The sequence below is a fragment of the Vibrio sp. RE88 genome (assembly GCF_013113835.1).
Lineage (GTDB): Bacteria > Pseudomonadota > Gammaproteobacteria > Enterobacterales > Vibrionaceae > Vibrio.
On sequence record NZ_VTYQ01000013.1, the window covers coordinates 107,928 to 134,736 of the forward strand.

The window sequence follows — 26,809 nt, forward strand, 5'->3', positions numbered from 1 at the left end:
CTTTTTGTGAACACAACCGCTAGACGCTTAATTCAGGTATTACTGTGGCTATTGGTGACTCTGATGGTCGCCTTAGCTATTGCCATAACAACTCTACGTATTACGCTGCCACAGCTCAATCGTTTCCAAGATGAAATCCAAACATGGGTTAACAAGGGTTCGACTCTGGATTTTGAAATCGATCAGATCAGTGGTTTTTGGCGTAATACTCACCCTTCTATTTCATTGCAAAATGTACGGGCGAACACCCCAGAAAGCAGTGGGATTCACTTTTCTGCTCAAACCGTTGAAGTCGAATTTGACCTGATTCAATCTGTGATTGATATGCGACCTGTGATTGCCGACCTGAGCATTCATAACCTTAAACTGGATATGAGTACCATAGAGTGGGTGCAGTCTGGTGAAAAAACGGCGATGCAACCGCAAGGCGATCAGAAAAATGTGGTTCAGCAACTGGATCAGCTATTGCTACGCCAGCTGGACAGCTTCTCATTAGTTGACTCTGAGATCATACTGCAAGGCATTGACGGCTCTATACGAGAGCTGGAAATCGCCAAGCTGTTTTGGCAGAACCAAGGCCAACGTCATATCGCCGATGGTGAAGTCAGCATTGCGCACAGCAACCTGAACTCGGCGCAAGTCAAAGCTAACTTTGTCGATCACGGTTCCTTAGCTGAGGTGAGTGGTGAGTTTTACTTAGCGGTGGACAACGTACTGGTTACGCCTTGGCTGACTAAGTATCTCAAAACAGAAACCGGCATTGAAAAAGGCAAGGTTAGTTTAAACAGCTGGATCACGTTAGAGCACAACAAACCAACCAACGCGTATGTTGAATTGGAGCCTTCAGAACTGACTTGGAAAGAAGGCAAAGAGCATGAACTACTGATTGAGTCAGGCGTACTACAACTGGAGCCCAAAGCGGAAGGCTGGCAAGTGAATGCTCACTCACTCGTGCTGCAAACGGATGGGCAATCGTGGCCAGAACTTGATATTGCTTTCAATTGGCAAACTGAACACTGGCTGCTCAATGCTTCTCAGCTTGATTTGAAAGCCATCTCTCCGTTGGTCAAGCTGGCGCCGGAATCGAAGCAAACCACTAAGCTGCTAGAAACGTTAGACCTTGGCGGTTTAGTGGAAGATATTCGAGTGTCGATGGAAAAAGATAACCTAGACTCTCTGAAATACTCAGCCCAGCTCAGAGATGGCTCGATGAAGCAATGGGAATTGCTGCCAGGTCTACATCACCTCTCTGCAAAAGTGTCTGGTAACGCCCATCAAGCTAAAGCCAGCGTGGAGATCATTGATGATGTACTGCCTTACGGTGATGTTTTTCAGGCACCATTGAACATCAAGCAAGGTCAGGTAGACATCGTCTGGCAGAACAGCGCTGATGGTTGGAGCCTATGGGCCGATAAAGTCACGGCGGCGACACCAGATCTCCAAGTTTTGGGCGCATTTCGCCTAGATTTCCCTAAAGATAAAAGCCCATTCTTATCATTTTACGCAGAAGCCGATTTATATAACGCAGGGGAAACCTGGCGTTATTTGCCCGCCTTGGCTCTTGGGCGAGATTTAACAGATTACCTTTCAACAGCGATTCAGGCGGGTAAGGTCAATACAGCCAAGCTGCTCTGGTATGGCGAACTGGGTGATTTCCCATATCGCAAGAACAATGGCATGTTTCAGGCGTGGGTTGGGCTAAAGAAAGCCAAGTTTAGTTTTGATACGGCTTGGCCGCCGATCACTGACTTACAGCTGGATTTGTTGTTCCAGAATGACTCCATGTACCTCAACTCCCGTAGCGCTACTCTAATGGATGTCAAAGCGACGCGAATTAGTGGGGTCATTCCCGAATTGGCTCCTGGCGGTCATATTGAAATTGAAGCCAGCGCCGTTGCTCAGGGTAATGCGGTGCGTGACTATATGACGGCTTCACCACTCGTCGATTCAGTTGGCGCGGCATTAACTGCTGTCCAGGTTGACGGCAAAGTGACATCGAGCTTTCAGCTTAATATTCCATTCAGTTCTGACGAAGAAGCCCGTGCTTGGGGCTATGCGGATCTAGATGAAAATCAGGTCACGATTGAAACACCTCCTATGACGCTGGAAACGGTGTCAGGTCGTGTTAAGTTTGATAATGACGTCGTCAGCGCGGCAGGTTTGTCTGCACACCTATTAAAACAGCCGGTAGCGATAGACTTTGCCGGCGAAAATGCCGGTCAGGGTTACGGCGTTAACATCGATGTGGTTGGCGACTGGGATTTGAAACCACTGACCCCATATGTTGGTGGTCGTTGGATGGGACCTTTGGACGGTCATGCGCCGTGGCGTATGGGGGTCGATATTCAACTTAATGATGTTGGCTTCACCTATCAGCTTGATACCAGTGCCGACCTGAAGATGGTAAGTAGTCACTATCCTTATCCGTTGAATAAAGAGCTATACCAATCGGGTAAGGCAAGCATGCAAGCTTCTGGCAATCAGGAAAGCATTACCGCTCGCTTGCAACTGCCAGGACTTAAGTATCAAACCGAAATTGATATTCGTCCTGAGACGCCTGTCCTGAAGGCAACCAACCTAATATTGGGTAAGGGCAGCTTCAAAATTAGCCCAGTAGCAGGGCATCAGGCTCAGATACGCACAGACAAGTTTGATATCGACCAGTGGGCAGAGTTGTTATCTCGCTCTACTTCCAGTACCAGTAAAGCAGTGCTCGACGGTATGAACACGCCGCAGATTCCTACTCCTGATCGAGTTGAATTGGATGTTGGTGAGTTGACTCTTGCGGGCATTGAGTGGAATGACGTCGATTTCACAGCAAAGCGTAAAAACCTTGGCTGGCATATGAGTCTAGATAGTCAGGAAGCGGCGGGGGAAGCTAGCTATATTGAGCCCTACGACCTTTCTGTCGCTCTCGATAGGCTGCATGTTTATATCCCAGCGTTAGACGCTGAATACAAAGACACGACCCTGTTTGAAGCAGGCAAAGATCAGAAAGAACTGATCAGTGATTTCGAACGCTCTTTCCATGAGCAAATTCCAAATATCACTCTAACTATCGATGATTTCTGGCTGCAGGGCTACAAAGTGGGTAAGACGCACTTAGACTTACAGCGTCAAGGGGACCGTTTAGAGTGGAAGAAATTGTCTTTCCAAAGCGGAGCTAACAAAGTAGATATGAATGGCTCTTGGCTTCTAACGGAAGATAAGAGTCATACTAGATTTAATATTGTGATGTCAGGTGACAATAACAGTGATGTGATGGAGCGGTTTGGCATCACGTCAGGTATTCAGCAGGCTCCGTTTGAAATTGATTCTAAAGTGGAATGGGATGGTTCACCGTGGTCGATGAAGGTGAATACTCTGCAAGGTCATGTTTCGACGAAGCTGGGTAAGGGCCAAATCTCAGATGTCAGTGGAGCGGCGCGTCTACTGGGCTTATTCAGTCTCGATTCTATCATTCGCAAAATGCAGCTCGATTTTAGCGATGTGTTCGATAACGGTATGGCCTTTGACTCCATCACCGGCAGTGGTGAGATCAAAAACGGCATCTTCCTGACCAATGACATCAAGATGGATGCCGTTGCAGGGGACATGTCGATCAAAGGCCTGGCAAACCTCAACTCAAGAACAGTCGATGCTGAAGTAAACTTTGTTCCGGATATCACATCGGGTATTCCAGTTCTCACCGCCTTTGCTGTTACGCCGCAAACTGCTTTGTATGTTTTGGCTATCACCACGGTAATTTCACCTGTGGTCGAGGTCTTTACTCAGGTTAATTACGAAGTCAAAGGCCCATTGGATGCGCCAGTGGTTAAAGAGCTGTCGCGAAGCAAAGGTGAGTTTAAACTGCCGGAAAATTTACGCGAATCGATTGAATAAGGAGAATCACTCATGGAGCGAGTGGGACTAATTCAGATGACATCAGGGCCAGATGCGCAAGAGAATCTGGCCTATATTCAGCAACAGGTCATTACGCTAGCAGAGGCGGGCGCGCAGTTGGTAGTGACACCCGAAAACAGCTTGGTCTTTGGCAGTCGAACCGATTACCACACGTTTGCTGAGCCGCTTAATCAAGGGCTAATTCAAAGCCAGCTGTCACAGATTGCAAAAGATGCGCAGGTATTTCTTGTTGTGGGCAGTATGCCGATTCGCTGTGATGATGGTGTGACGACGACCTCTCTGGTCTTCGACCGGCACGGGGAATTGATTGCTCATTATGACAAGCTGCATATGTTTGATGTTGACGTAGCAGATGCGCACCAGCGCTATCGTGAATCAGAAACCTTCCGCCCAGGTCGACAAATTGTGTCAGTCGATACGCCCGTCGCTCATTTGGGGCTGACAATCTGCTATGATGTCCGTTTTCCACAGCTATACAGTGAACTGGCGCAGAGAGGTGCTAACGTATTGCTGGTTCCCGCGGCATTTACTGCGGTTACGGGAGAGGCTCATTGGGAGCCTTTACTCAGGGCTCGCGCAATTGAAACTCAAAGCTGGGTTATCGCTGTGAACCAGACAGGCGTCCATCCATGTGGCCGAGAAACTTGGGGGCATTCTATGGTAGTGTCTCCATGGGGAGAGGTTGTGGCCAGCTTGAACAAACAACCGCAAAACCTGCTGGTCGATATTGACCTAGACAGAGTCAAGGAAATCCGCGCAGCGATGCCGACTCTCAACCACACCCGGTTCCAAAACCATTTACATGTTTAAGAGCGAAGTATGACAATAAACCAAGTAGAAGACGCATTGCTAAACTCGGCAGGTCTGACCGAGCAGGACATTGCAGAGACCTTATCGAGCATTGCTACCCGTCAGATTGACTACGCAGATATCTATTTTCAGTCGAGCTGGCATGAATCTTTGGTTCTGGAAGACAGCATCATCAAAGATGGTTCGTTTAACATTGATCGCGGGGTTGGTGTTCGTGCAATCGCTGGTGAAAAAACGGGTTTCGCGTATTCAGATCAAATCCAACTTGAAGGCCTGAAGCAGAGCGCAATCGCTGCGCGTGGTATTGCTCAACAAGGCCAAAGTGCTCAGGTTCAGGCATTTAAACGCAGTGACAACCAGCAGGTTTACGCAGCAGTGAATCCGCTCGAAAGCTGGAAGAAAGAACAAAAGACTCAGCTGCTTAAAGAACTGGATTCTTACATTCGAACTAAAGAGCCGCTGATCAAAGAAGTGTCGGTTAGCCTGAGTGGTGTGCATGAGCAAATGCTTGTCGCGGCAACAGATGGCACTTATGCAGGTGATATTCGCCCGTTAGTGCGTTTGTCTATCAGTGTACTGGCTCAGCGTGGTGAACGTCGTGAGCGAGGTAGTGCTGGTGGTGGTGGCCGATTTGGTTATGACTTCTTCTTGACTGACGAGCAGGGTATCAAAGTCGCCTATCACTACGCTGATGAAGCGATTCGTATGGCGCTAGTTAACCTTGAAGCTGAAGCTGCACCAGCGGGTGCGATGCCGGTTGTATTAGGCTCAGGCTGGCCTGGTGTCCTGCTTCATGAGGCGGTAGGTCACGGGTTGGAAGGGGACTTTAACCGTAAGGAATCTTCGGTATTTAGCGGCAAGGTTGGTGAGAAAGTCACCTCTGAGCTTTGTACTATTGTTGATGACGGCACATTGAAAGACCTACGCGGTTCTCTTAACATCGATGACGAAGGGGTGGCAGGCCAATACAACACCTTGATTGAAAACGGTGTCCTTAAAGGTTACATGCAGGATAAGCACAATGCGCGTTTGATGGGTGTAGCACCGACAGGTAATGGCCGTCGTGAGTCTTATGCGCACCTTCCAATGCCGCGTATGACCAACACCTACATGCTCCCAGGTCAACATACACCTGAAGAGATTATCTCTACGGTGAAGAAAGGCCTTTATGCGCCAAACTTTGGTGGTGGTCAGGTGGATATCACTTCAGGTAAATTCGTGTTCTCTGCATCAGAAGCGTACCTGATTGAAGACGGTAAGATTACTCGCCCTGTGAAAGGTGCGACTCTGATCGGTTCAGGCATTGAAGCGATGCAGCAAGTTTCTATGGTCGGTAATGACCTTAGTATTGACCGAGGTGTGGGTGTTTGCGGTAAAGCGGGTCAGAGCGTGCCTGTGGGCGTCGGACAACCAACATTGAAGCTGGATTCTCTAACCGTAGGTGGTACTGAGTAATAGCCGCAAGAAATATCGCTATTTAGAAAGGGTTGGCGCTAACGTGCCAGCCCTTTTTTTAGTTTCGTAGTTCTTGTTTTCGGTTTGCTATTTTCATGTGTGAAGAGAGGTGACGTGCAGAGCTGAGACAAACCGAAACAACAGATACGAAAAAGCCTCATCAAGTGATGAGGCTTTTTCAAATATAGCTCTCCCCACGGGACTCAACGCGAGCGGCCAGCTCTGAGACATTTACTTGGAACAAGTAAGTCGCAGTTAAAAACGAAAAAAGCCAAGTCTTTCGACTTGGCTTCTTGAATATGGCTCCCCCTGCGGGACTCGAACCTGCGACATACGGATTAACAGTCCGCCGTTCTACCAACTGAACTAAGGGGGAATAATGGTGCCGACTACCGGAATCGAACTGGTGACCTACTGATTACAAGTCAGTTGCTCTACCTACTGAGCTAAGTCGGCGCCTTTTTTAATCAACAAGTTTTCACTCATCGATTGAATATGGCTCCCCCTGCGGGACTCGAACCTGCGACATACGGATTAACAGTCCGCCGTTCTACCAACTGAACTAAGGGGGAATTATTCATTTAAATAAATGGTGCCGACTACCGGAATCGAACTGGTGACCTACTGATTACAAGTCAGTTGCTCTACCTACTGAGCTAAGTCGGCACACTTTATTCTTTAACTATTGTTCGTGCTAAGCACCAACAATTAATAAATTGTGGTGCCCGGAGGCGGAATCGAACCACCGACACGAGGATTTTCAATCCTCTGCTCTACCGACTGAGCTATCCGGGCGACGAGGTGTATTAAAAGGCTTTTCGCCTTGGAGGTCAACATTAAATTGCAAAAAAAATATCGTTTGTTGTTTTTCTATACTTAATGGGCTGTTTTTGCTCATTTCGGATAAGAAATGTATAGCCAGCAACAGAAGTTATACCCGAGAGAGTAGGGAATAATGGATTTAGATAGCAAAAAAACACCCCTTAAAGAGTGCTTTTCAGTTGTTTAAGCGTCGAATCAGTGCCTAATCCCAAACCGGTTCAGCCTGTTTTCCTAAGCATTAGCAAATCGAGCTACGCTTTTTGCGCGTTTTTGACGGGCTACAGATGCCTGAATAAATGCTGTATCTCTGTATTTTTACGTAAAGAATGAGATTACGGATTTATATTGTTTACGGGCCGATAAGATAAAAATCTAAGTGGGGTAGAACGTCGATATCTGCATTAGAAAGAAGAAAACCGAGCTCTGTGAGTGATTAGATTACTTGAGAGTAGGATTCTTTGTGGAGGGACGGCTCAGCGAGGCCAGCTCTGAGGCATTTACCTGGAACAGGTAAGTCGCAGTTAAAAACAAAAAAAGCCAAGTCTTTCGACTTGGCTTCTTGAAAATGGCTCCCCCTGCGGGACTTAACGCGGCCGGCTAGGTCTGAGACATTGCTTTGGAACAAAGCAGGAGCATTAGATATGAAAAAGCCTCATCGTCTGATGAGGCTTTTTCTAATATGGCTCCCCCTGCGGGACTCGAACCTGCGACATACGGATTAACAGTCCGCCGTTCTACCAACTGAACTAAGGGGGAATTATTTGTGTCATCTTTTCAGATAAGCACCAAATAATGGTGCCTCGAGGCGGAATCGAACCACCGACACGAGGATTTTCAATCCTCTGCTCTACCGACTGAGCTATCGAGGCAAAAGAATGGTGCCGACTACCGGAATCGAACTGGTGACCTACTGATTACAAGTCAGTTGCTCTACCTACTGAGCTAAGTCGGCACACTTTATTCTTTTACTAATTGTTCGTGCTAAGCACCAACAATAAAGAAATTGTGGTGCCCGGAGGCGGAATCGAACCACCGACACGAGGATTTTCAATCCTCTGCTCTACCGACTGAGCTATCCGGGCAACGGAGCGCTATTAAACGGATTTTCCGTCTTGCCGTCAACTTGTTTTTAGAAAAAAATTCAAAAAAGTGGTTGAGTGCCGATAATTTAGGCGTTTTTAGCGCTTATGATTTACCAGCGTTAAAATCCTTTTTGAATTTTGTTACTTTTTCGAGATAACGGCGCGCTTCTGCGTTTGGATGTTTTTTCGTCAACGCCCAATAAACCTGATTTGGTTGCAGAGAGTTAAGGTCGCGCATTGCTCGTTTTCTGTCATTACGATTGAAAGTATTGAGCACACCGCCAGTCCCCCCGTTGTAAGCTGAGATCATGCTGTATTCGAGAGAAGTCGGATGGCGAACGTCTTTAAGATAACGATTTTTCAAAATGTAGAAGTAAGCGGTACCGGTATCTATGTTGTTTTCTGGATTAAATAGATATTCAGGGGATGGTTGACCAGATTTCTTCTTCACCAGCTTAAATACATCACGCCCTGCGGTTTTAGGTACAACCTGCATCAGTCCGTAGGCGTTGGCCCAGCTCACTGCATATGGGTTAAAGCTACTTTCTGTTTTGATAATCGCATAAATCAAGTCTTCGGGAATACCGTAACGGCGTGAAGCTCGCTGAACGATATCAGCATACTTATAGCTACGTATCTCAAATTGTTCCTCAACCATCGGAATTTCAACGTAATAGGCTTTTTTGAAGTCGACGTTTTTGACTTTGAGCTTATTGGCAATCAGGTAATCGGCAAATCGGTTTGCTCGCCACGACCACTGAATAGGCTTGTTATCTTGGTCGACGACCTGACGATAAAGAAACGGCTGGCCTTCAAGCTTGATGTCTTTGGAAGAGAATAAGTCGACGTTTGCTGGATCGTCGGGGGTCAGCAATGTGGTTACAATCGCGTTTTTCAGATGCCCCTTTGGATCGGTTGGCGAAACGGTTTCGATAATAATGGTGCCCTTATCAAAATTGACTTCTGAACGACTGAGATAGTTGTCGATGTATTTGACGTAGTTGCTCTTGCCAGCGAACTTGATTTCCCCGCGTCCCCAACGTTTTTCGATGTTGCCTGAGAAGCTACTGATCAAGGCATCAAGTGCCGCCGTATCTTTCTGAAACTGGCCTGGTAGTCCGGCTAAGTTTTTGGCAAAGCGGTTGGTTGGCTCGTAGTTCACATCATAGATGTTTTCAATGAACTCGCGGCTACAACCCGTGAGCGTCATTGCCAGCAAAAAGTAAGCTAACTTCTTCATATATATCCTAAAAAAATGACATCAAAGCAACGCAGTGATGTCATTCTCTCTATCCTTAACCTAAAGGGCAAATCTTATTCGCTTGGCGGCGTGTAGCCTTCGATATGGACGTCTTTGCCTTCAAACAGGAAGTTGACCATCTCAGTTTCGATCAGTTTACGGTGCTCAGGATCCATCATGTTGAGCTTTTTCTCGTTGATCAGCATGGTTTGCTTGTGTTGCCACTCTGCCCAAGCTTGTTTAGAAATGTTGTCAAAAATACGCTTACCTAGTTCACCTGGGTACAGTTGAAAGTCCAGACCTTCTGCGTCTTTTTGTAGTCGAGCACAAAATACAGTGCGGCTCATAACGACTCCTTAGAGTTAATCAATATTGAAGTTCGAAAGGCAGGCTTTCCAGTAGTTGTTTTACTGGAGCGGCCAAACCTATCTCTTCAGGTTGCGATAAGTTATACCAAAGACCTTTGTTTGCTTCCATCACCACATCAGGTTGCTTTGATAGGTCTACCAAAATTGGTGTGATATCGAGGTGGTAGTGACTAAAGGTGTGGCGAAAAGCAATCAACTGATCGCGACGTTGAATGTCCTTATCAAGGACGCCACGCATTGTCAGTTGATGATCGAGTTGTGCTTCAGAGTGTTCTGGAAAGCAGAATAGTCCGCCCCAGATCCCCGACTGTGGGCGCTGTTCCAGCCATACATGCCCTTGGTGATGCAGCATAATGAACCAGGCCTCTTTAACAGGCTTTTCTTTTTTCGGCTTTTTGCCAGGGTAGTCGAGAGGGTTGCCTTGTTTGTATGCGGCGCAAAATGAAGATACCGGACACAGTGTACATTTGGGCTTGCTGCGAGTGCACACCATGGCCCCCATATCCATCATCGCCTGATTGTACTTATCGACATCGGTGTCGGGAGTGTGTTCTTCAGCATGCTGCCAAAGCTGATTCTCGACTTTCTTTTGCCCCGGCCAGCCGTCAACAGCAAAGCTACGCGCCAGTGTGCGCTTCACATTGCCGTCTAAAATGGCGTGTGGCTGTTTATAGACAGAAGACAATACAGCTGCCGCGGTAGAGCGGCCGATACCCGGTAGGGCGTTCATCTGCTCAATATCGAGAGGAAATTCGCCCTGATACTGCTCTGCCACAATCTTGGCAGCTTTATGTAAGTTACGCGCTCGTGCGTAATAGCCGAGCCCTGTCCATAGGTGGAGCACTTCATCTTGCTCTGCATTGGCAAGGTCGACGACAGTCGGGAAGCGCTCGAGAAAGCGTTGGTAATAAGGGATCACGGTAGTGACCTGAGTCTGCTGAAGCATAATTTCAGACAGCCAGACGCTGTACGCGGTTTTATCTTGTTGCCACGGAAGGCTTTTTCTTCCGTAGTCTTCGTACCATTCTAGGATGGCGTTAGCAAAAGGAGTCACGACTTGCTCTGTAATTTTATATTTATTGAGTTAGCTAAAATTGCACCATAGAAACTGTCTAAAGTACAACCGATAAAGAGTAGGGGTTTATTCTGCGAGAAATGACCTAAAATACTTGCACCAGTGTCGATTCTTTGGATAATCACAATCCCTTTAAGTCGAGAGCAATTTTTAGACAGGCAGAATCATGAGTGAAGTGACCACTAACGAATACAATGAAGACGGTAAACTGATACGCAAAGTACGCAGCTTTGTGCGTCGTGAAGGCCGTTTGACCAAAGGTCAGGAAAGCGCAATGAATGAATGCTGGCCGACAATGGGTATTGATTACCAAGAAAAGCTTCTTGATTGGAAAGAAGTGTTTGGTAACGATAACCCTGTGGTACTGGAAATTGGCTTCGGTATGGGGGCATCTCTGGTTGAAATGGCGAAAAATGCGCCTGAGAAAAACTTCCTTGGTATTGAAGTTCATAGCCCAGGTGTGGGCGCGTGTCTTGCTGATGCACGTGAAGCTGGCCTGACCAACCTACGAGTGATGTGTCACGATGCTGTGGAAGTGTTTGCTAACATGATCCCAGACAGCAGCCTAGCAACACTGCAATTATTCTTCCCAGACCCATGGCACAAGAAGCGCCACCACAAGCGCCGCATCGTGCAGCTAGATTTTGCTGAAATGGTGCGTCAAAAACTATCTGTTGGTGAAGGTATCTTCCATATGGCGACAGACTGGGAAAATTACGCAGAACATATGATTGAGGTGATGAATCAAGCGCCTGGATATGAGAACATCGCCGAGGATGGTGACTTTGTTCCACGTCCGGAAGATCGCCCTCTGACCAAGTTTGAAGCACGTGGTCACCGTTTAGGTCACGGGGTGTGGGATATTAAGTTTAAGCGTGTTAGCTAAGTCACCCGCGAAATAAAAGCGAATGAGAAAGCCAACATTTTGATGTTGGCTTTTTTGACCCTACAAGAAAAATAATAAGCCTTTGAAATATAGGTAAGTAATGAAACCGACAAAAGAAATTTTAGCCGACATTCTGCAAGAGGTCAGGCCGCTTATCGGTCAGGGAAAAGTGGCCGATTATATTCCTGCGCTGGCAAAAGTTCCGGCTAATAAACTGGCAATTGCCGTCTTCACCAATAAGGGAGAAGTGATCAAAGCCGGTGATGCCGATGAACCTTTTTCAATTCAGTCCATTTCTAAAGCGTTAAGTTTAACGTTGGCAATGGGGTTGTATACTCCTGATGAGATTTGGGCTCGGGTAGGTAAAGAACCTTCTGGTCAGGCATTTAACTCTCTGATTCAGCTAGAAATGGAGCAGGGAATTCCACGTAACCCTTTCATTAATGCTGGGGCAATAGTGGTTGCCGATTTGCTGCAAAGTCGCCTGTCTGCGCCGAGACAACGCTTGCTGGAATTTGTCCGTCAATTGTCGGGTGATACTCATATCTGTTATGACAAGATAGTTGCAGCATCAGAGATGATGCACAGCGACCGCAACGCGGCGATTGCTTATCTGATGCGTTCTTTTGGCAACTTTGACAATGATGTTATCCCTGTTCTGAATAACTACTTCCATGCGTGTGCTTTGAAGATGAGCTGTGTCGATTTAGCGAAAACATTCAGCTATCTGGCTAATAAAGGCATTTCAGTGCAAACAGGCAAGCCTGTGGTGACGCCTACCCAAACCAAGCAGCTTAACGCTTTGCTGGCAACATGTGGTTTGTATGATGGCGCTGGGGAATTTGCCTACCGAGTCGGGATGCCAGGGAAATCTGGTGTTGGTGGCGGGATCATCGCTATTGTGCCGGGGGAAATGACGATTGCGGTTTGGTCTCCAGAGCTGGACCCTTCAGGTAACTCTCTCGCGGGGACCAGAGCACTAGAGCTACTCGCTGAGCGAATTGGCCGCTCGATATTCTAAACTTCGCTCCGAGGCAGCGGAGACAAGTTTGGAACGATGAAAAACAAAAAGGGTTGACCATGTCGTCAACCCTTTTAAATTTGTTCTAGCCTCTCTAATCCTCTTCCGCCATAAACGCTTCGAGCAAATCGTTAAGGAACAGCTTTCCTTTTTCTGTGATTTGCCAATGCGTATCAGACTCGCTGAGATATTGCATCTCCTTCGCCCAGTCGATGGTTTCCTGAATCGATTCAAAACCCAAGCCAGTTGTATCTAAGAAGTCTTGCTTAGGACAGGCTTCCATCAAACGAAAGCGGTTCATAAAGAATTCAAAAGGGCGATCTTCGCTAGCGACATCGGCTTCACTATCTAGGTAGGGCTTGACCATATTCTGATATGCAGCTAGGTAGCCTCTCGGGTGCTTGACCTTAGTTGTACGGATTATACGTCCATCAGCGAAACTGAGTTTGCCATGCGAGCCACAGCCAATGCCGAGATAGTCGCCAAAACGCCAATAGTTGAGATTATGTTGGCATTGATATTCTGGCTTACTGTAGCCGGAGATTTCGTACTGAACGTAACCCGCTTCAGCCAGCTTTTGATGGCCGAGTTCAAAAATGTCCCACAAGTCATCATCGTCGGGCAGAACAGGCGGCTTGTAGTGGAACATGGTATTGGGTTCAATAGTGAGCTGATACCACGAAAGATGTGGCGGGTTAAGCTCAATCGCCTTGTCCAGATCCGCGAGGGCTTGCTCTACGGTTTGGTCTGGCAGACCGTGCATTAAATCAAGATTAAAGCTATTTAAACCAATCTTGTGAGCCAGTTTCGCGGCATTGACGGCTTCATCCTGACCATGGATACGCCCTAGACGTTCGAGCTTCTGCTGTTCGAAACTCTGCACACCAATCGAAATTCTCGTCACACCCGCTTTGCGATACCCAGCGAAGCGCTCCGCTTCAATTGTGCCCGGGTTGGCTTCCATGGTGATTTCAATCTCGTCTTTAAACGTGATTCTTTTTTCTATGCCAGCGAGTAAATCAGCGATTCCTTGCGCTGAGATGAGACTTGGCGTCCCTCCACCGATAAATATGGAGTGGAGTGCCCGTGGGTTGGTTTCAAGCTGATAACGCTCGATATCAGTATCAAGGTCCTCCAGCAGAGCAGCGATGTACTCCTGCTCTGGGATGTCGGCTTTTAACGCGTGCGAGTTAAAGTCGCAATACGGGCATTTTTGTACACACCAAGGGATGTGGACATAAAGACTCAGCGCCGGTGGAATCAACTGGCTCATTATTGCTGCTCAGAAAGTGTCGCAAACAGCTGCTTAAGCGCTTTACCACGGTGAGAAAGTTGCTTTTTACGTGTTGGTTCAAGCTCTGCCGATGCGCAGTTATCTTCTGGAACGAAGAAAACCGGATCGTAACCAAAACCATTGTCACCCTGAGCTTCAGTCAGAATGCGGCCTTCCCACTTACCGTGGCAGACGATCGGCGTTGGATCTAATTCGTGACGCATCAGGACTAATACGCAATGAAAGCGTGCAGTACGTTGCTCCTGCGGAACGCCTTGCATTGCATCAAGCAGCTTCTCTAGGTTTTGCTGGTCACTCGCGCCTTCTCCGGCATAACGTGCAGAGTAGATGCCCGGCGCTCCTTTTAGGAAGTCGACTTCAAGGCCTGAATCGTCGGCAATGGCCGCCAATCCAGTTTCTTTCGCTGCATGACGCGCCTTGATGATGGCGTTTTCAATAAATGTTGTGCCAGTTTCAGCAACTTCTGAGACATTAAATTCGCTTTGTGCCACGACATCGAAACCGAAATCTGCCAGCAGATCGGCCATCTCACGAACCTTGCCCTGATTACCTGTCGCTAGGACAATTTTTTGTGCATTCATAATCTTGTTTGTGCCTATATTGGGAAGGGCGTTTAGCCGTTACTCTTCCACATAAAATTTCTGGGTGAACTTTAATCTGCCAGTGCCTTTATTACCAGCATTAACATCGATATTGAATGTTAGGTTTTCCTCGTCCGAAATAGGGAATTCAGCGAGGTAATAAATCGCAGAGCCTTCTTTAATTTCGCGGAACTCAAGTGTCTTAGTTTGGCCGATTAAGTTTTTCGCGCTGCCACTAACTTTCGCGGTTATGGCAGGCTTACCAGCCTGATAATTGTCTAACACGCTGATATTAATGATTGCTGAGTAGCCGTTCCGTTTCAGCTCGTAGCTGCGCGCGACTTGCGGAGTTAGGAATGTGGAGTTAAATGCGGAGTAGTGAACTTCGACATCTTTGATAGTCTTAAACTGACCCGCCCATGTGGGTAGGGCTAAAAGACTGGCCAGCGCTAACGTGATCCATTTTTTCATGATGCTTCCTTAATGGCTTACTACAGAGGAAAAGAGCAGCGTAAATGATACGACTACATACTTATTATTTTTACGCCTGATCATACGTTTGGATCCTCATTCTGTGAAGGTTTTTAGATTACCAAGGGCGAATTATGCTGTGCTTTTTATGTGAAATATTGAGAGTGCGCCTTTTGTGGTTCGAATTAAAAAAGGCCATCACAAGATGGCCTTTATTGTTTCGGGGATATGAGCTGGGGACTGGATTCTGACTTGTTTATGTCGCCCGAGTTCCCCTTTCTCTATGGTGATTAGCCCTTTTGCTACTTTGAACTGTTTGGACAGGTATTTACTTAAGTGAGCGTTGGCTTTTCCGTCCACAGGCGGGGCGGTAATTGCGATTTTGATTTCATCACCATGCAGACCAATCAGCTTATCTCTGCTTGCCTTGGGCTGAATGTAGAGCCTGAGTAGGAGGTCATCACCTTCTAACCAAGCGGCTTTTGCCATTATAGCTGGAACCAGACAGGGCCAATCATGTCACCCATCAGGAAGTTTGCGAACTGAAGGGCAATAAATAGGACCAACACGCTAAGATCGAACCCACCCATTGCCGGAATTACGCGGCGGATAGGCGCCAACATAGGCTCTGTAAGCTGATGGAAGACATATTCAATCGGGCTGCGACCTTGGCTGACCCAGCTCAGGATGGCACGGATAAGCAGTACCCAGAACAGCAAGCCACCAGCTGCTTTAATTAGCGATAGTAGACCAAGGAAGAAGAATTCTGCACTGAATGACACTGAGCCGCCTGAGGCAACCAGAATCAAAGCGACAAACTTCAGCACACACAGCACGTAAGCAAACAGTACTGTCGCTAAGTCGATACTGCCTATTGAAGGTACAATCCTGCGCAGCGGTGCAATCACTGGCTGAGTCGCTTTGACGATAAATTGTGAGAATGGGTTGTAGAAGTCTGCACGCGCAGCTTGCAGCCAAATCCGCAAGATCACCACCATGATGTAGAGATCAAACAGGGTGGAAATCAGAAAACTCATTGAATTCATAGGTTACCCTTACTTCGTAGAGCCAAGGCTCAATCTAATTAAAACTGTTTTTCCATTTCTTCAGCACGAGCTACAGCGGCTTGCATTGCTTTCGCTACTATATCTGAAAGTTGGTGTTCGTTGAATGTGCGTAACGCTTCCGCCGTAGTGCCGCCTTTTGAGGTGACGTTTTCGCGCAGTGTCGATAGTTCTGTCTCTGGGTTGCCGACGACCATGCTTGCAGCGCCTAAGGCTGATTGCTGTACTAAAAGGCGAGCCGTCTCTTTATCAAAACCTTGGGCAATTGCTTCAGCTTGCATCGCTTCCATAAAGCGGAAGAAGTAAGCCGGAGCGCTGCCAGCTGCTGCAATGATGCTGTTGATGCCGGATTCTTGCTCTACCCAGCAAACTTTGCCGCATGACTCCATAAGTTCAGCTGCAAAGGCTTTATCTTGCTGTGAAACGTGCGATGGAGCATACAGACCACTCATTCCCAAACCAAGCTGAGAGGGAGTGTTTGGCATAACGCGAACGATGTTTAGGTTGTGATTCAGCATTTCACATAGGCGTTGGCTACTGATACCTGCGGCAATCGAAATGACCAGTTTGCCTGACCAGTCGATGGATTGAAGCGGTTTACACACCTCTTCCATCATTTGCGGTTTCACAGAAAGGACGACCACGTCAGCCTCGCTGGCTGCGGCTATGTTGTCGCTGGTGGTCTTAATGGAATAGTCTTGCTCCAACGGCAGGCGTCGAGTCTCAGATGGGGCTGTCGCTGTGATCATGGCAGCAGGATAACCGCCTGATACTAGACCAGAGACGATAGCCTTGACCATGTTACCTGCGCCGATAAAGGCAATTTTCTTGTGTTCCATTGATTGTGTTCTTCCTGTTATTGCTGATTAAGCTTTATTGCTGTAGTCGCGAGCACCGAAAATAGCGGTGCCAATTCGGACCATAGTCGTTCCCGCTTCAATTGCGGCTTCCATATCGCCACTCATGCCCATCGAAAGCGTATCGAGATTGAGCTCTGGGTAACGTTGTGCCAATCGGTTTTTCAGCTCTGCCAAATGGCTAAATGCCGCAAGCTGAGAGTGATAGTCTGAAACGTTAGCTGGGATTGACATCAATCCTCTTAACGTGAGGTTTGGCAAAGAAGAAATCAACTCTGCCAAAGCAAAGATTTCGTCATCACTGGCGCCAGATTTAGAGCTTTCACTACTGGTATTGACCTGAATAAGAACTTGCAGTGGTTCCATTTCTTGAGGTCTTTGATCATTTAATCGCTGGGCAATCTTAGCGCGATCAACGGTATGCACCCAGGCAAAGCTTTCCGCAACATGGCGTGTTTTGTTGGACTGAATTGGACCAATAAAGTGCCATTCTAGGGCTAATTCAGGGTGGTTTTCAGCGAAATACGCAACTTTATCAACACCTTCTTGTACGTAATTCTCGCCAAAAGCGACTTGACCGGCGCGAGCTGCTTCTAAAATCGCGTCAAACGGTTTGGTTTTACTCACCGCCAGAAGTTGCACTGAGCCTAGAGGGCGTCCACACTTTTGTTGTGCCGCTTCAATCTGTGAGGTGATCTGTTCAATGTTTTGTTGAATACTACTCATAGCTAACTTTATTAAGGATTTTAAATGGATATCGCTGAATTACTGGATTTTAGTGTAAAGCATAATGCTTCAGATCTACATCTTTCTGCTGGTGTATCTCCCATGGTACGCATTGATGGTGAAGTAAGAAAGCTTGGCGTACCAGCGTTCAACCATTCCGAAGTGCATCGTTTGGTGTTTGAAATTATGAACGATGCTCAGCGTAGCGAATTTGAAGAACGTCTTGAAGTCGATTTTTCTTTTGCACTTCCGGACGTAGGCCGCTTTAGGGTCAACGCTTTTAACCAATCTCGTGGTTGTGCGGCAGTATTTCGTACCATTCCAACCGATATCCCGACTTTAGAGCAGCTAGAAGCGCCGTCGATCTTTGAAAATATCGCCAATATGGAGAAAGGACTAATCTTGGTCACTGGGCCAACAGGCTCAGGTAAATCGACTACTTTGGCGGCAATGGTGGATCATATTAATCGCAACCACAATAAGCATATCCTGACTATTGAAGATCCGATTGAGTTTGTGCACACCAATAACAAATGTCTGATCAACCAGCGTGAAGTTCACAATGATACCCATAGTTTTAATAACGCGCTGCGCAGTGCATTGCGTGAAGATCCCGATGTCATTTTAGTTGGTGAGCTACGCGATCAGGAAACGATCAGTCTAGCGCTGACCGCTGCTGAAACCGGCCACTTAGTATTTGGTACTTTACACACCAGTTCGGCGGCGAAAACGATCGACCGTATCATTGATGTTTTCCCGGGTAGCGACAAAGGCATGGTGCGTTCCATGCTCTCTGAGTCTCTGCGTGCGGTGATTGCGCAGAAATTACTCAAGCGCATTGGCGGCGGGAGAACCGCTTGTCATGAAATCATGATGGCAACGCCTGCGATTCGTAACCTGATCCGCGAAGACAAAGTCGCGCAAATGCAGTCTGTGATTCAGACTGGTGCGGCGCACGGTATGCAAACCATGGAGCAGCACTCAAAACAGTTGATTGCTCAAGGTCTGGTTGATGCAGAAGAAGTGTCGAAAAAAATCGAAGTTGAGCAAGGTCTGTTCTGAGAGAGGTCATGATGGATATCAATGCTTATCTGCAAGGCATGCTGACTGAGAAAGCGTCAGACTTATACATCACTGTTGGTGCGCCGATACTTTATCGTGTTGATGGTGAGTTGAAGCCGCATGGAGAGAGCTTATCGGAAGCCGAAGTGCTGACGCTACTCCACAGCACCATGGATGAAGAGCGCCAGAGTGACTATAGCCACAGTCGAGAAGCGAACTTTGCCGTAGTGCGAGATTTTGGTCGCTTTCGTGTGTCCGCTTTCTACCAGCGAGAATTACCCGGTGCGGTGATTCGTAGAATCGAAACCACCATACCCACATTTGATGACTTAAAACTGCCCGAAACTCTGAAAGATCTTTCCATCGCCAAGCGCGGATTGGTGTTAGTGGTAGGTGCAACAGGTTCCGGTAAATCCACAACAATGGCGGCGATGACCGGCTATCGAAATACTGAGCGCAGCGGCCATATTCTGACAGTTGAAGACCCGATTGAATTTGTCCACGAACATCAGAAATGCATCGTCACGCAACGTGAGGTTGGCTTAGACACAGAAAGTTATGAAGTCGCGCTGAAGAACTCTCTGCGTCAGGCTCCTGATATGCTCTTGATCGGTGAGATCCGCTCGCGAGAGACCATGGAGTACGCGATGACATTCGCTGAGACGGGGCATCTGTGTATGGCGACGTTGCACGCTAACAATGCTAACCAAGCTTTGGAAAGGATTCTGCATCTTGTACCGAAAGAGCAAAAAGAGCAGTTCCTGTTTGATCTCTCCATGAATCTTAAAGGTGTTATCGGCCAGCAGTTGATTCGAGATAAAAACGGCCAAGGTCGTCATGGCGTTTTTGAAATCTTACTCAACAGCCCACGAGTATCGGATCTCATTCGACGCGGTGATATGCATGAACTCAAGTCAACCATGGCGAAATCTCAGGAAATTGGTATGCAGACGTTTGATCAGGCGCTTTACCAACTGGTGGTGAATGACAAAATTACTGAAGAAGATGCGCTGCACAGTGCGGATTCAGCCAATGATCTGCGTATCATGCTTAAAACTCAACGAGGTGAAAGCTTCGGTGGTGGTGCGCTGGCAGATGTGAAGATTGATATGGACTAGAGCCGTTTGAGGATTATAAATATTTCTATCGTGCTCTATTTGTAGTGCTGAAATGTAAAGGGTTGGCACAATGTGCCAACCCTTTCTATTTTCTCGCTTAGCCGTATTGAGCTTCAAACCAGCTTTCAAGGATAACGACCGCTGATTGGCAGTCGACATTCCCTTTGCTGAGCGCCTTGTAGCCGCCCATACTGAACAGCTCTGAGCGAGCTTCTGTAGTGGATAAGCGTTCATCGTGCAGCTCGACAGGAAGGCCGAAACGACCGTGAAGACGATTAGCAAACTTTTTCGCTCTAGGAGTAATCGTTTCCAGATCTTTGCCGTGAAGGTCCGTTGGCAGGCCGACAACCAGTAGATTTGGTTGCCATTCTTTGATCTGCTTTTCAATATCGTCCCAGTTGGGAATGCCATCGTTGGCTTTAAAGGCTTTCAGCGGTGATGCCGTGCCTGTAATCTCTTGACCAATGGCACTGCCAATACTTTTAGTGCCAAAGTCAAAAGCCATAATTGTTCTAGACATAAATTTTAATGGGGAGGTTATGCGTGACCAATATCACTGGACAGCTGAGACGCGTCGATGCCAAGCATCTGCACGGCTTTTTGCCAACGTTCATTGATCGGTGTGTTAAACATGACATCAGGGTCGGCTTCAATCGTTAGCCAAGAGTTTTCCGAAAGCTCAATCTCTAATTGGCCTGCTTCCCAACCAGAATAACCTAATGCAACAATGTATTCCGGTGGTTCGGCTTCTGTACCGAGCACCGCGAGTATGTCCTTTGACGTCGTGACGGAGATACAGTCAGTCATCTGAATGCTGGATTCATAATGATCTTTTGGTTGGTGAAGAATAAATCCTCGATCTCCTGAAACTGGGCCGCCATTGAGTACCGGTTTTTCAAGGCTACCGACTTTGAGTTGAGGTTGAGTCGCTTCAACGTCAACCTGCTTGAGCATTTTACCTACTGTGATGTCGATTGGAGCATTAATCATTAAACCCATCGCGCCATCATCATTGTGTTCACATACGTAGATAACGCTGCGTTGGAAGTAGGGATCTTTCATCCCCGGCATAGCAACTAAAAAGTGGTTGGTTAAATTCATAGTTACTCCAGCGTAAAGTGGGCGACAAGTTATCGCCCAATGATCATGTGAGTAAATTACTGCTTGTTGAGTCGACGCTCTATCGCATCCATCAATTTACCCGTAATTGAGATATCAAATGCAGCCTCGATTTCGCGAATACAGGTTGGGCTGGTTACATTTATCTCAGTTAACTTGTCACCAATGACGTCCAAGCCTACAAAGATCAAACCTTTTTCCTTAAGTGTAGGCGCTACAGCCGCTGCGATCTGTTTATCTGTTTCGCTCAGTGGTCGGGCTTCACCTGTACCACCTGCAGCAAGGTTGCCGCGAGTTTCACCTTTTGCCGGAATACGCGCTAGACAGTAAGGCATCGCTTCACCGTCCACGACCAGAATTCGCTTGTCGCCGTTGCTGATATCAGGAACGAATGTTTGTGCCATCGCATAGTTTTGACCGTGGTTAGTCAGGGTTTCGATAATCACAGACACATTTGGATCGTTCTCTTTGACTCGGAAAATAGATGCACCACCCATGCCATCTAGTGGTTTTAAGATCACATCTCCGTGCTGTTCGCGGAATTGTTTAATCTTCTCTGCTTTGCGGGTCACGATAGTGGTTGGGGTAAGTTCTGGGAACCAGGCTGTGAACAGCTTTTCGTTACAGTCACGCAGGCTCTGAGGTTTGTTGACGATTAACGTGCCTTTCTCTTCTGCGCGCTCAAGAATATAGGTTGCGTAGATATACTCAGTATCAAACGGAGGATCTTTACGCATCAATACTGCATCAAGCTCTGACAACTCAATAGTTTGCTCTGACTTAAACTGGAACCAGCCTGTTGGATCTTCTTTGAGTTCCACCACTTTGGTGTCTGCAACAGCGACACCTTGGTCTAGGTGCAGATCATGCATTTCCATGTAGTGGATTTCGTAGCCGCGGCGTTGCGCTTCAAGCATCATGGCAAAGCTAGAGTCTTTCTTGATGTTGATGGACTCGATAGGGTCCATCACGATACCTAATTTGATCATGGTTTTTCTCCGTTTAACCAAGGTCGCCAAAGCGAACTTGAAGGGCAGTAATTGCGGTAAGAGCTGCTGTCTCTGTGCGTAATACGCGTGGGCCTAGCAGAGTCTCTTCAAATTGATATTCTCGGGTTTTCTCGATCTCTTCTGCGGACAAGCCACCTTCGGGGCCGATCAACAGGCGAACTTTCTCGACCGGCGCTGGCAGCGTATTGATTGAGTATTTTGCTCTGGGGTGAAGGTTGAGTTTAAGGCCATCATAATCTTCTGCACACCACTCATCTAACTGCATGATAGGGCGAATCTGCGGAACGATATTGCGTCCACTTTGCTCGCAAGCGCTGATGGCAACTTTCTGCCATTGGGCGAGCTTTTTCTCAAAACGTTTTTGATCTAGCTTGACGCCACAACGCTCAGAAATCAGTGGAGTAATGGTGTTAACGCCTAGCTCTACAGATTTCTGAATGGTGAACTCCATCTTTTCCCCGCGAGAAATGACCTGACCTAAATGCAGGTCCAGCGGTGACTCGCTGCTGCGCTCAACACGTTCAGTGATATTCACCGTGACAGACTTTTTGGTGACCTCTTCAATTACGGCAGGAAACTCGGCCCCATAGCCATCAAAAAGCAACACTTCCTGTCCAACCTTCATCCGCAAGACTCTTCCTACATGGCCTGCTGCATCTTCGCTAAGCGCTAAACTGCCAAGTTGGGTTATAGGTTCAGGGTGATAAATTCGAGGAATTCGCATCAGCTTTGTATCCGGCCAGATAATTGAGAATGAACTCCTAACATGGATGCTTTATGCCTAAAAAACAAGGGGCAGGCTGTACATATCGCTACAATTCATAAGGGGCAATTACAGAGCCTGGCATTCCTTGAAAACGAAAGGATTATGATTGCCCTGAATCTTGAAGATTCGACGCTCACGTTCACATTCCCATGTGTCGACCGGATAGAGCTTATTCCAAGCTGTCATGAGTTGGTTTTGTTGCTTCGATAGCTTGAATCCGTATTCCTGACTCATGTACAGATAGGTTCGGGCAATGGAACCTTTGGCGCGGTCTGGTGGCATGACTCTCCGTTGCTTAAAGTTGACCCGCATTTCGCATTGGCCATACGTCACGCCATCCATCCCATTCCACTGGCTGAAGTTGTAATTCGAGCGATCGCCGTTCACTTCACCGATAGCGGGGGTGAGGTTATGTAGATCGGCTTCCATTGAGCGAAATACGGTGTCATTTTTGGTGCAGTTTTTTCGTCCTCCAGACTGCCAACATTGTCGTTGGTGGCCAAACTGCCAAGCCGGAACAACATGCTCCCATTCGATTCTTGAAGCACGTTTTTGCTGTTTTCTCACGGCGTAACCACATGACGCTAAATCGGGAATACCTTTTTTTCCCTGCCAGGTGATATCACATCCACAGTAAAAGCTGGTGGGGTGATCGGAATATATCTTTAGTGCTTCTTTCTTGGCTTTCGAAAATGAAGAGGGAGGCGCAGAGAGCACCTGAAATGAACTAATAAGTACAGTGAAGTAAACAAAAAATGCACGAAGTTTCATGTCGATAAGTATTAGAAAAGTATGACTTATCGCAGTCTAGCATGCATTTGTCAGTGAAACTTATTAATGGCTCACTGAGTTATGAGAGCTGCTTACCCGTAAACACAAGGGTTTGCTGACAGCTCTGGCATCGGTAGCTGCTTTGATGACGCAGGACTTTATTGTGACGTCTGATAGTCAGTGGGTAGAGCTGGCACCCACAGCGGTACTCGAAGGTTTTCCCTTGTACGGAAGTAATTTCAAAACTGTGCGTAGTACGAGCAGGGACGCCAAATACGCTTTCCATGATCGATTGCCATTCTTTACCGTGAGGTCTGACTCGACCATAGACCTGATAAGTGATCAAATGTGCGATTTCATGCGGGATGACTTCATCGAAAAACGCTTGCTGATTTTCGGTAAATAAAACGGGATTGAGGCGAATCTCATTGAGTTGGAGGTAGGCTTTGCCCGCCGCTTTACCTCTCAGTTTGTAGCTGATAGAAGGGAAAGAAAATGAGCGCTGAAAAGCATGTTGAGCCGTTACGATATAGCGAGCGACCACTTGTTGTGCGCGATAGCTAAGCTCTGTATCCAAATTCATCTCCAAAAAATTCGCCCCTTAGATAAGGGGCGAATCATATACCGGATTAGACGTTGGTGCTAATGGTGCTTTTTCTTGATGGTTTCATGATAAGCGTGCCAAGTACCGTAGCCAAGAATTGGCATCGTAAACAACATGCCGATTCCGTAAGTCGCAAAGCCAATTAAGATACCGCCACAGATCACGGCCGCCCATACTATCATCGCTGGAATATTTGATTTGACGGCGTTAAAGCTGGTAAACACAGCGGTCATCATATCAACGCGTCGCTCCATCATAAGTGGGATGGAGAAAGCAGAAATACTAAACACAATTGCAGCCAGTACCATGCCGACCAAAGAGCCGATAACAAGGAATGGAAGGAAATCTGTTATTGGGGCGCCCTGAACCGAAGGGTATAACGCATGAAGTAACGCAGCGATACGCATCCAGAAAATCATACACACGGCGAGCATGACAGCAAACGCCCATTGTGATGAAGAGTTACGCCCAATGGCTTTCATTGAGTGAAGTAAGCTGGCGTGATGGCCCTTTTCCCGCTCCCAACTGGCATCATAAAGCCCTAGCGCTAAGAAGGGACCAATTAGCATATAGACGACTAAACTTGGCATGACAACTAAGTGTGTGCCTTGCCATTGAACTAGCAGCACAATACCAATAGCGGCCGCCATGAAACACAAACCGTAAAAGGCACTGATCAACGGCATACGCACAAAGTCGTGCAAGCCGAGTGACAGCCAATGAAACGGCGCGGATAAGCTGACATGATTGCACGGTATAGTACGTGCGTATTCGTTATCTGGGACTTCCTTTCGTTTGTCGTTGAAGTCTTGTGGATTCACCGTACGAGGCATACATCCTCCTTGATCGACTCTGTAATAAGTCACCCATAGATTCATGGGTGGCGTCTTGGAACTCGATGCCCGGCTTTGCGACTGCCCTAATAAGCTGCGCATCTGACTTGGTCTGTTAAAAAGCAATTTTTGGCGAAGAATTAGCCTTTTAACATATTGTTAACTATTGACCCCATGACAAAAAAATACAAATTTGTTGTTTGATTTTTGCGCACAAAAGCAAAGGGCTTCTGGTTACCCAGAAGCCCTTGAATAGCAAATTAGTGCGGTAATTTAAATTACTTAAGACCAGCGAAGTCGCGTAGAAGTGCAGCCTTATCAGTCGCTTCCCATGGGAACTCTTCACGACCGAAGTGGCCGTATGCGGCTGTTTTCTTGTAGATTGGCTGAAGTAGGTTCAACATTTCTTGTAGGCCGTATGGGCGCAGATCGAAGTGTTGGCGTACCGCTTCAACAATGATGTCTTGAGATACTTTTTCAGTACCAAATGTTTCCACCATGATAGATGTTGGATCTGCAACACCGATTGCGTAAGAAAGCTGAATCTCACAACGGTCAGCAAGGCCAGCCGCAACGATGTTTTTCGCAACGTAACGTGCAGCGTAAGCCGCAGAGCGGTCAACTTTTGATGGATCTTTACCTGAGAATGCACCACCACCGTGACGAGCAGCACCACCGTATGTATCAACGATGATCTTACGACCAGTCAGACCACAGTCACCCATTGGGCCACCGATAACAAAACGGCCAGTTGGGTTGATGAAGAAGTTAGTGTCTTTGTTTAGCCACTCTGATGGTAGAACTGGCTTGATGATCTCTTCCATAACCGCTTCACGTAGGTTTGGCGTAGAGATTGAGTCACAGTGCTGAGTCGAAAGAACGACAGCATCAATACCAACGATTTTGCCTTGGTCGTACTGGAAGGTTACCTGTGATTTTGCATCAGGGCGTAGCCAAGGTAGTGTGCCATTTTTACGTACTTCTGCTTGTTTTTGAACAAGTAGGTGAGAATACGTAATTGGAGCTGGCATTAGTACGTCTGTCTCGTTAGTCGCGTAACCAAACATGATGCCTTGGTCACCAGCACCTTGCTCTTTTGGATCCGCTTTATCAACGCCTTGGTTAATATCTGGAGACTGTTTACCAATAGTGTTCAATACTGCGCAAGAATCGGCATCAAAACCCATGTCAGAGTGAACGTAACCGATATCACGAACGGTTTGGCGAGTTAACTCTTCGATATCTACCCATGCTGAGGTAGTGATTTCACCACCAACCATCACCATGCCGGTTTTTACGTACGTTTCACACGCAACACGCGCTTTTGGATCTTGTTCGATGATTGCGTCTAGAACTGCATCAGAAATTTGGTCTGCGATTTTATCTGGATGACCTTCTGATACCGACTCAGAAGTAAACAGGTGCTTAGCCATGAGAGCTCCACTTTTTAATTCAAGGAAGTGCTCCATTATTAACGGCGGAACACTAAGGAATAATACTGATATCTGTAGGTGTTTCTACATCTAGACGTCTATTCTAATTTTCATAGCTCGAATTACAAGCTCTTTTTTAATTTAATACATATCCAAACGTTTGCTTCTAAAGAGTTAAATATTACTAACTTGGATAGAAATGGCAGAAAATACGCGAGAATCCCCTGTATTCAGACTGTAAAACGTTTGCACAGCTTAGGCGCCTTTGAGAGAATAATCGCCCATCAAAATTAGTTTTCGCTTAACGCACTCAGGAGCAGACATGTCTTCCCGCAAACATCTAGCTAATGCTATCCGTGCCCTTAGCATGGACGGCGTACAACAAGCCAACTCTGGTCACCCAGGCGCACCTATGGGTATGGCTGACATCGCTGAAGT

At 47.1% G+C, this 26,809-nt stretch carries 26 protein-coding genes and 9 tRNA genes; 8 read left to right on the plus strand and 27 right to left on the minus strand.

The features are described from left to right. The first annotated feature begins 6 nt into the window (after positions 1 to 6). From F0265_RS22155 to tldD, 3 genes are read left to right on the plus strand one after another with little or no spacing between them, the layout of a single operon-like run. A complete protein-coding gene (locus tag F0265_RS22155) occupies positions 7 to 3,882 on the plus strand; it encodes a YhdP family protein (protein WP_171750387.1) in 3,876 nt (1,291 codons plus the stop codon). Between the two features lie 12 nt (positions 3,883 to 3,894). Next, the gene (locus tag F0265_RS22160) at positions 3,895 to 4,713 is read left to right on the plus strand and encodes a carbon-nitrogen hydrolase family protein (RefSeq protein ID WP_171750388.1); all 819 of its coding nucleotides are present in this window, start codon (positions 3,895 to 3,897) and stop codon (positions 4,711 to 4,713) included. Between the two features lie 9 nt (positions 4,714 to 4,722). Further along, the gene (gene tldD / locus F0265_RS22165) at positions 4,723 to 6,168 is read left to right on the plus strand and encodes a metalloprotease TldD (protein WP_171750389.1); all 1,446 of its coding nucleotides are present in this window, start codon (positions 4,723 to 4,725) and stop codon (positions 6,166 to 6,168) included. Positions 6,169 to 6,468: 300 nt separating this feature from the next. Here tldD and F0265_RS22170 read toward each other — a convergent pair. The 12 genes from F0265_RS22170 to mutY all read right to left on the minus strand — a co-directional run bounded on the left by F0265_RS22170 (position 6,469) and on the right by mutY (position 10,734). Then, a tRNA-Asn gene (locus F0265_RS22170) sits at positions 6,469 to 6,544 on the minus strand. A gap of 4 nt (positions 6,545 to 6,548) precedes the next feature. Continuing rightward, positions 6,549 to 6,624, minus strand: a tRNA-Thr gene (locus F0265_RS22175). 40 nt (positions 6,625 to 6,664) lie between these two features. After that, a tRNA-Asn gene (locus F0265_RS22180) sits at positions 6,665 to 6,740 on the minus strand. Between the two features lie 18 nt (positions 6,741 to 6,758). Next, positions 6,759 to 6,834: transfer RNA gene (locus tag F0265_RS22185), tRNA-Thr, on the minus strand. Between the two features lie 53 nt (positions 6,835 to 6,887). After that, positions 6,888 to 6,963: transfer RNA gene (locus F0265_RS22190), tRNA-Phe, on the minus strand. A 707-nt stretch (positions 6,964 to 7,670) separates the two neighbouring features. Beyond that, a tRNA-Asn gene (locus tag F0265_RS22195) sits at positions 7,671 to 7,746 on the minus strand. Positions 7,747 to 7,783: 37 nt separating this feature from the next. Beyond that, a tRNA-Phe gene (locus F0265_RS22200) sits at positions 7,784 to 7,859 on the minus strand. 7 nt (positions 7,860 to 7,866) lie between these two features. After that, a tRNA-Thr gene (locus F0265_RS22205) sits at positions 7,867 to 7,942 on the minus strand. 54 nt (positions 7,943 to 7,996) lie between these two features. Further along, positions 7,997 to 8,072: transfer RNA gene (locus F0265_RS22210), tRNA-Phe, on the minus strand. 103 nt (positions 8,073 to 8,175) lie between these two features. Further along, positions 8,176 to 9,312, minus strand: a complete 1,137-nt coding sequence (mltC, locus tag F0265_RS22215; protein ID WP_019277250.1) for a membrane-bound lytic murein transglycosylase MltC — start codon at positions 9,310 to 9,312, stop codon at positions 8,176 to 8,178. Positions 9,313 to 9,386: 74 nt separating this feature from the next. Beyond that, positions 9,387 to 9,659, minus strand: coding sequence for an oxidative damage protection protein (locus F0265_RS22220; protein WP_006958274.1), 273 nt, complete (start codon positions 9,657 to 9,659; stop codon positions 9,387 to 9,389). Between the two features lie 19 nt (positions 9,660 to 9,678). Beyond that, positions 9,679 to 10,734, minus strand: a complete 1,056-nt coding sequence (gene mutY, locus F0265_RS22225; RefSeq protein ID WP_171750390.1) for an A/G-specific adenine glycosylase — start codon at positions 10,732 to 10,734, stop codon at positions 9,679 to 9,681. 187 nt (positions 10,735 to 10,921) lie between these two features. Here mutY and trmB point away from each other — a divergent pair, with 187 nt between their 5' ends. Next, the gene (gene trmB / locus F0265_RS22230; protein ID WP_006958272.1) at positions 10,922 to 11,641 is read left to right on the plus strand and encodes a tRNA (guanosine(46)-N7)-methyltransferase TrmB; all 720 of its coding nucleotides are present in this window, start codon (positions 10,922 to 10,924) and stop codon (positions 11,639 to 11,641) included. Positions 11,642 to 11,741: 100 nt separating this feature from the next. Next, complete coding sequence (glsB, locus tag F0265_RS22235) at positions 11,742 to 12,662, plus strand: glutaminase B (protein ID WP_171750391.1); 921 nt, start codon at positions 11,742 to 11,744, stop codon at positions 12,660 to 12,662. A gap of 94 nt (positions 12,663 to 12,756) precedes the next feature. Here glsB and hemW read toward each other — a convergent pair whose 3' ends face one another. The 7 genes from hemW to F0265_RS22270 form a co-directional block, all read right to left on the minus strand. Beyond that, positions 12,757 to 13,935 (minus strand): radical SAM family heme chaperone HemW, encoded by a 1,179-nt coding sequence (gene hemW, locus F0265_RS22240; RefSeq protein WP_171750392.1) that lies wholly within the window; start codon positions 13,933 to 13,935, stop codon positions 12,757 to 12,759. Further along, a complete protein-coding gene (locus F0265_RS22245; RefSeq protein WP_006958269.1) occupies positions 13,935 to 14,537 on the minus strand; it encodes an XTP/dITP diphosphatase in 603 nt (200 codons plus the stop codon). The genes hemW and F0265_RS22245 overlap by 1 nt, the downstream gene beginning before the upstream one ends. Positions 14,538 to 14,576: 39 nt before the next feature. Next, positions 14,577 to 15,008 carry a DUF4426 domain-containing protein gene (locus F0265_RS22250; RefSeq protein ID WP_021458447.1) on the minus strand — a complete coding sequence of 144 codons (432 nt, stop codon included), beginning with the start codon at positions 15,006 to 15,008 and terminating at the stop codon, positions 14,577 to 14,579. 198 nt (positions 15,009 to 15,206) lie between these two features. Further along, positions 15,207 to 15,497 carry a DUF167 family protein YggU gene (yggU, locus tag F0265_RS22255; RefSeq protein WP_038509522.1) on the minus strand — a complete coding sequence of 97 codons (291 nt, stop codon included), beginning with the start codon at positions 15,495 to 15,497 and terminating at the stop codon, positions 15,207 to 15,209. Further along, positions 15,497 to 16,054, minus strand: coding sequence for a YggT family protein (locus F0265_RS22260; RefSeq protein ID WP_171750393.1), 558 nt, complete (start codon positions 16,052 to 16,054; stop codon positions 15,497 to 15,499). Before F0265_RS22260 ends, yggU begins: the two co-directional genes overlap by 1 nt. Before the next feature lie 38 nt (positions 16,055 to 16,092). Beyond that, positions 16,093 to 16,911: a pyrroline-5-carboxylate reductase gene (proC, locus tag F0265_RS22265; RefSeq protein WP_019277259.1), complete on the minus strand. Its 819-nt coding sequence runs from the start codon at positions 16,909 to 16,911 to the stop codon at positions 16,093 to 16,095. A gap of 27 nt (positions 16,912 to 16,938) precedes the next feature. Then, complete coding sequence (locus tag F0265_RS22270; RefSeq protein ID WP_171750394.1) at positions 16,939 to 17,655, minus strand: YggS family pyridoxal phosphate-dependent enzyme; 717 nt, start codon at positions 17,653 to 17,655, stop codon at positions 16,939 to 16,941. A 24-nt stretch (positions 17,656 to 17,679) separates the two neighbouring features. Here F0265_RS22270 and F0265_RS22275 point away from each other — a divergent pair, with 24 nt between their 5' ends. Both F0265_RS22275 and F0265_RS22280 read left to right on the plus strand, forming a co-directional pair. Next, the gene (locus tag F0265_RS22275) at positions 17,680 to 18,717 is read left to right on the plus strand and encodes a type IV pilus twitching motility protein PilT (RefSeq protein ID WP_043009311.1); all 1,038 of its coding nucleotides are present in this window, start codon (positions 17,680 to 17,682) and stop codon (positions 18,715 to 18,717) included. Between the two features lie 11 nt (positions 18,718 to 18,728). Next, positions 18,729 to 19,835 carry a PilT/PilU family type 4a pilus ATPase gene (locus tag F0265_RS22280; RefSeq protein WP_171750400.1) on the plus strand — a complete coding sequence of 369 codons (1,107 nt, stop codon included), beginning with the start codon at positions 18,729 to 18,731 and terminating at the stop codon, positions 19,833 to 19,835. Between the two features lie 97 nt (positions 19,836 to 19,932). Here F0265_RS22280 and ruvX read toward each other — a convergent pair whose 3' ends face one another. From ruvX to metK, 8 genes are all read right to left on the minus strand, one after another. Continuing rightward, a complete protein-coding gene (ruvX, locus tag F0265_RS22285; RefSeq protein WP_029236265.1) occupies positions 19,933 to 20,355 on the minus strand; it encodes a Holliday junction resolvase RuvX in 423 nt (140 codons plus the stop codon). Positions 20,356 to 20,372: 17 nt separating this feature from the next. Continuing rightward, a complete protein-coding gene (locus F0265_RS22290) occupies positions 20,373 to 20,936 on the minus strand; it encodes a YqgE/AlgH family protein (protein WP_019277262.1) in 564 nt (187 codons plus the stop codon). Positions 20,937 to 20,992: 56 nt separating this feature from the next. Next, positions 20,993 to 21,943, minus strand: coding sequence for a glutathione synthase (gene gshB / locus F0265_RS22295; RefSeq protein ID WP_019277263.1), 951 nt, complete (start codon positions 21,941 to 21,943; stop codon positions 20,993 to 20,995). 13 nt (positions 21,944 to 21,956) lie between these two features. Continuing rightward, positions 21,957 to 22,688: a 16S rRNA (uracil(1498)-N(3))-methyltransferase gene (gene rsmE / locus F0265_RS22300; RefSeq protein WP_171750395.1), complete on the minus strand. Its 732-nt coding sequence runs from the start codon at positions 22,686 to 22,688 to the stop codon at positions 21,957 to 21,959. Positions 22,689 to 22,796: 108 nt separating this feature from the next. Next, positions 22,797 to 23,501: an endonuclease gene (locus tag F0265_RS22305; RefSeq protein WP_171750396.1), complete on the minus strand. Its 705-nt coding sequence runs from the start codon at positions 23,499 to 23,501 to the stop codon at positions 22,797 to 22,799. A gap of 79 nt (positions 23,502 to 23,580) precedes the next feature. Further along, complete coding sequence (locus tag F0265_RS22310) at positions 23,581 to 24,078, minus strand: SprT family zinc-dependent metalloprotease (protein WP_006958245.1); 498 nt, start codon at positions 24,076 to 24,078, stop codon at positions 23,581 to 23,583. A 65-nt stretch (positions 24,079 to 24,143) separates the two neighbouring features. Further along, positions 24,144 to 24,938: a DUF2189 domain-containing protein gene (locus tag F0265_RS22315; protein ID WP_006958244.1), complete on the minus strand. Its 795-nt coding sequence runs from the start codon at positions 24,936 to 24,938 to the stop codon at positions 24,144 to 24,146. Positions 24,939 to 25,216: 278 nt separating this feature from the next. Then, positions 25,217 to 26,371: a methionine adenosyltransferase gene (gene metK / locus F0265_RS22320; protein ID WP_171750397.1), complete on the minus strand. Its 1,155-nt coding sequence runs from the start codon at positions 26,369 to 26,371 to the stop codon at positions 25,217 to 25,219. Positions 26,372 to 26,693: 322 nt separating this feature from the next. Here metK and F0265_RS22325 point away from each other — a divergent pair. After that, positions 26,694 to 26,809: hypothetical protein (locus F0265_RS22325; protein ID WP_143695504.1), on the plus strand; the 116-nt coding region annotated here is incomplete at its 3' end.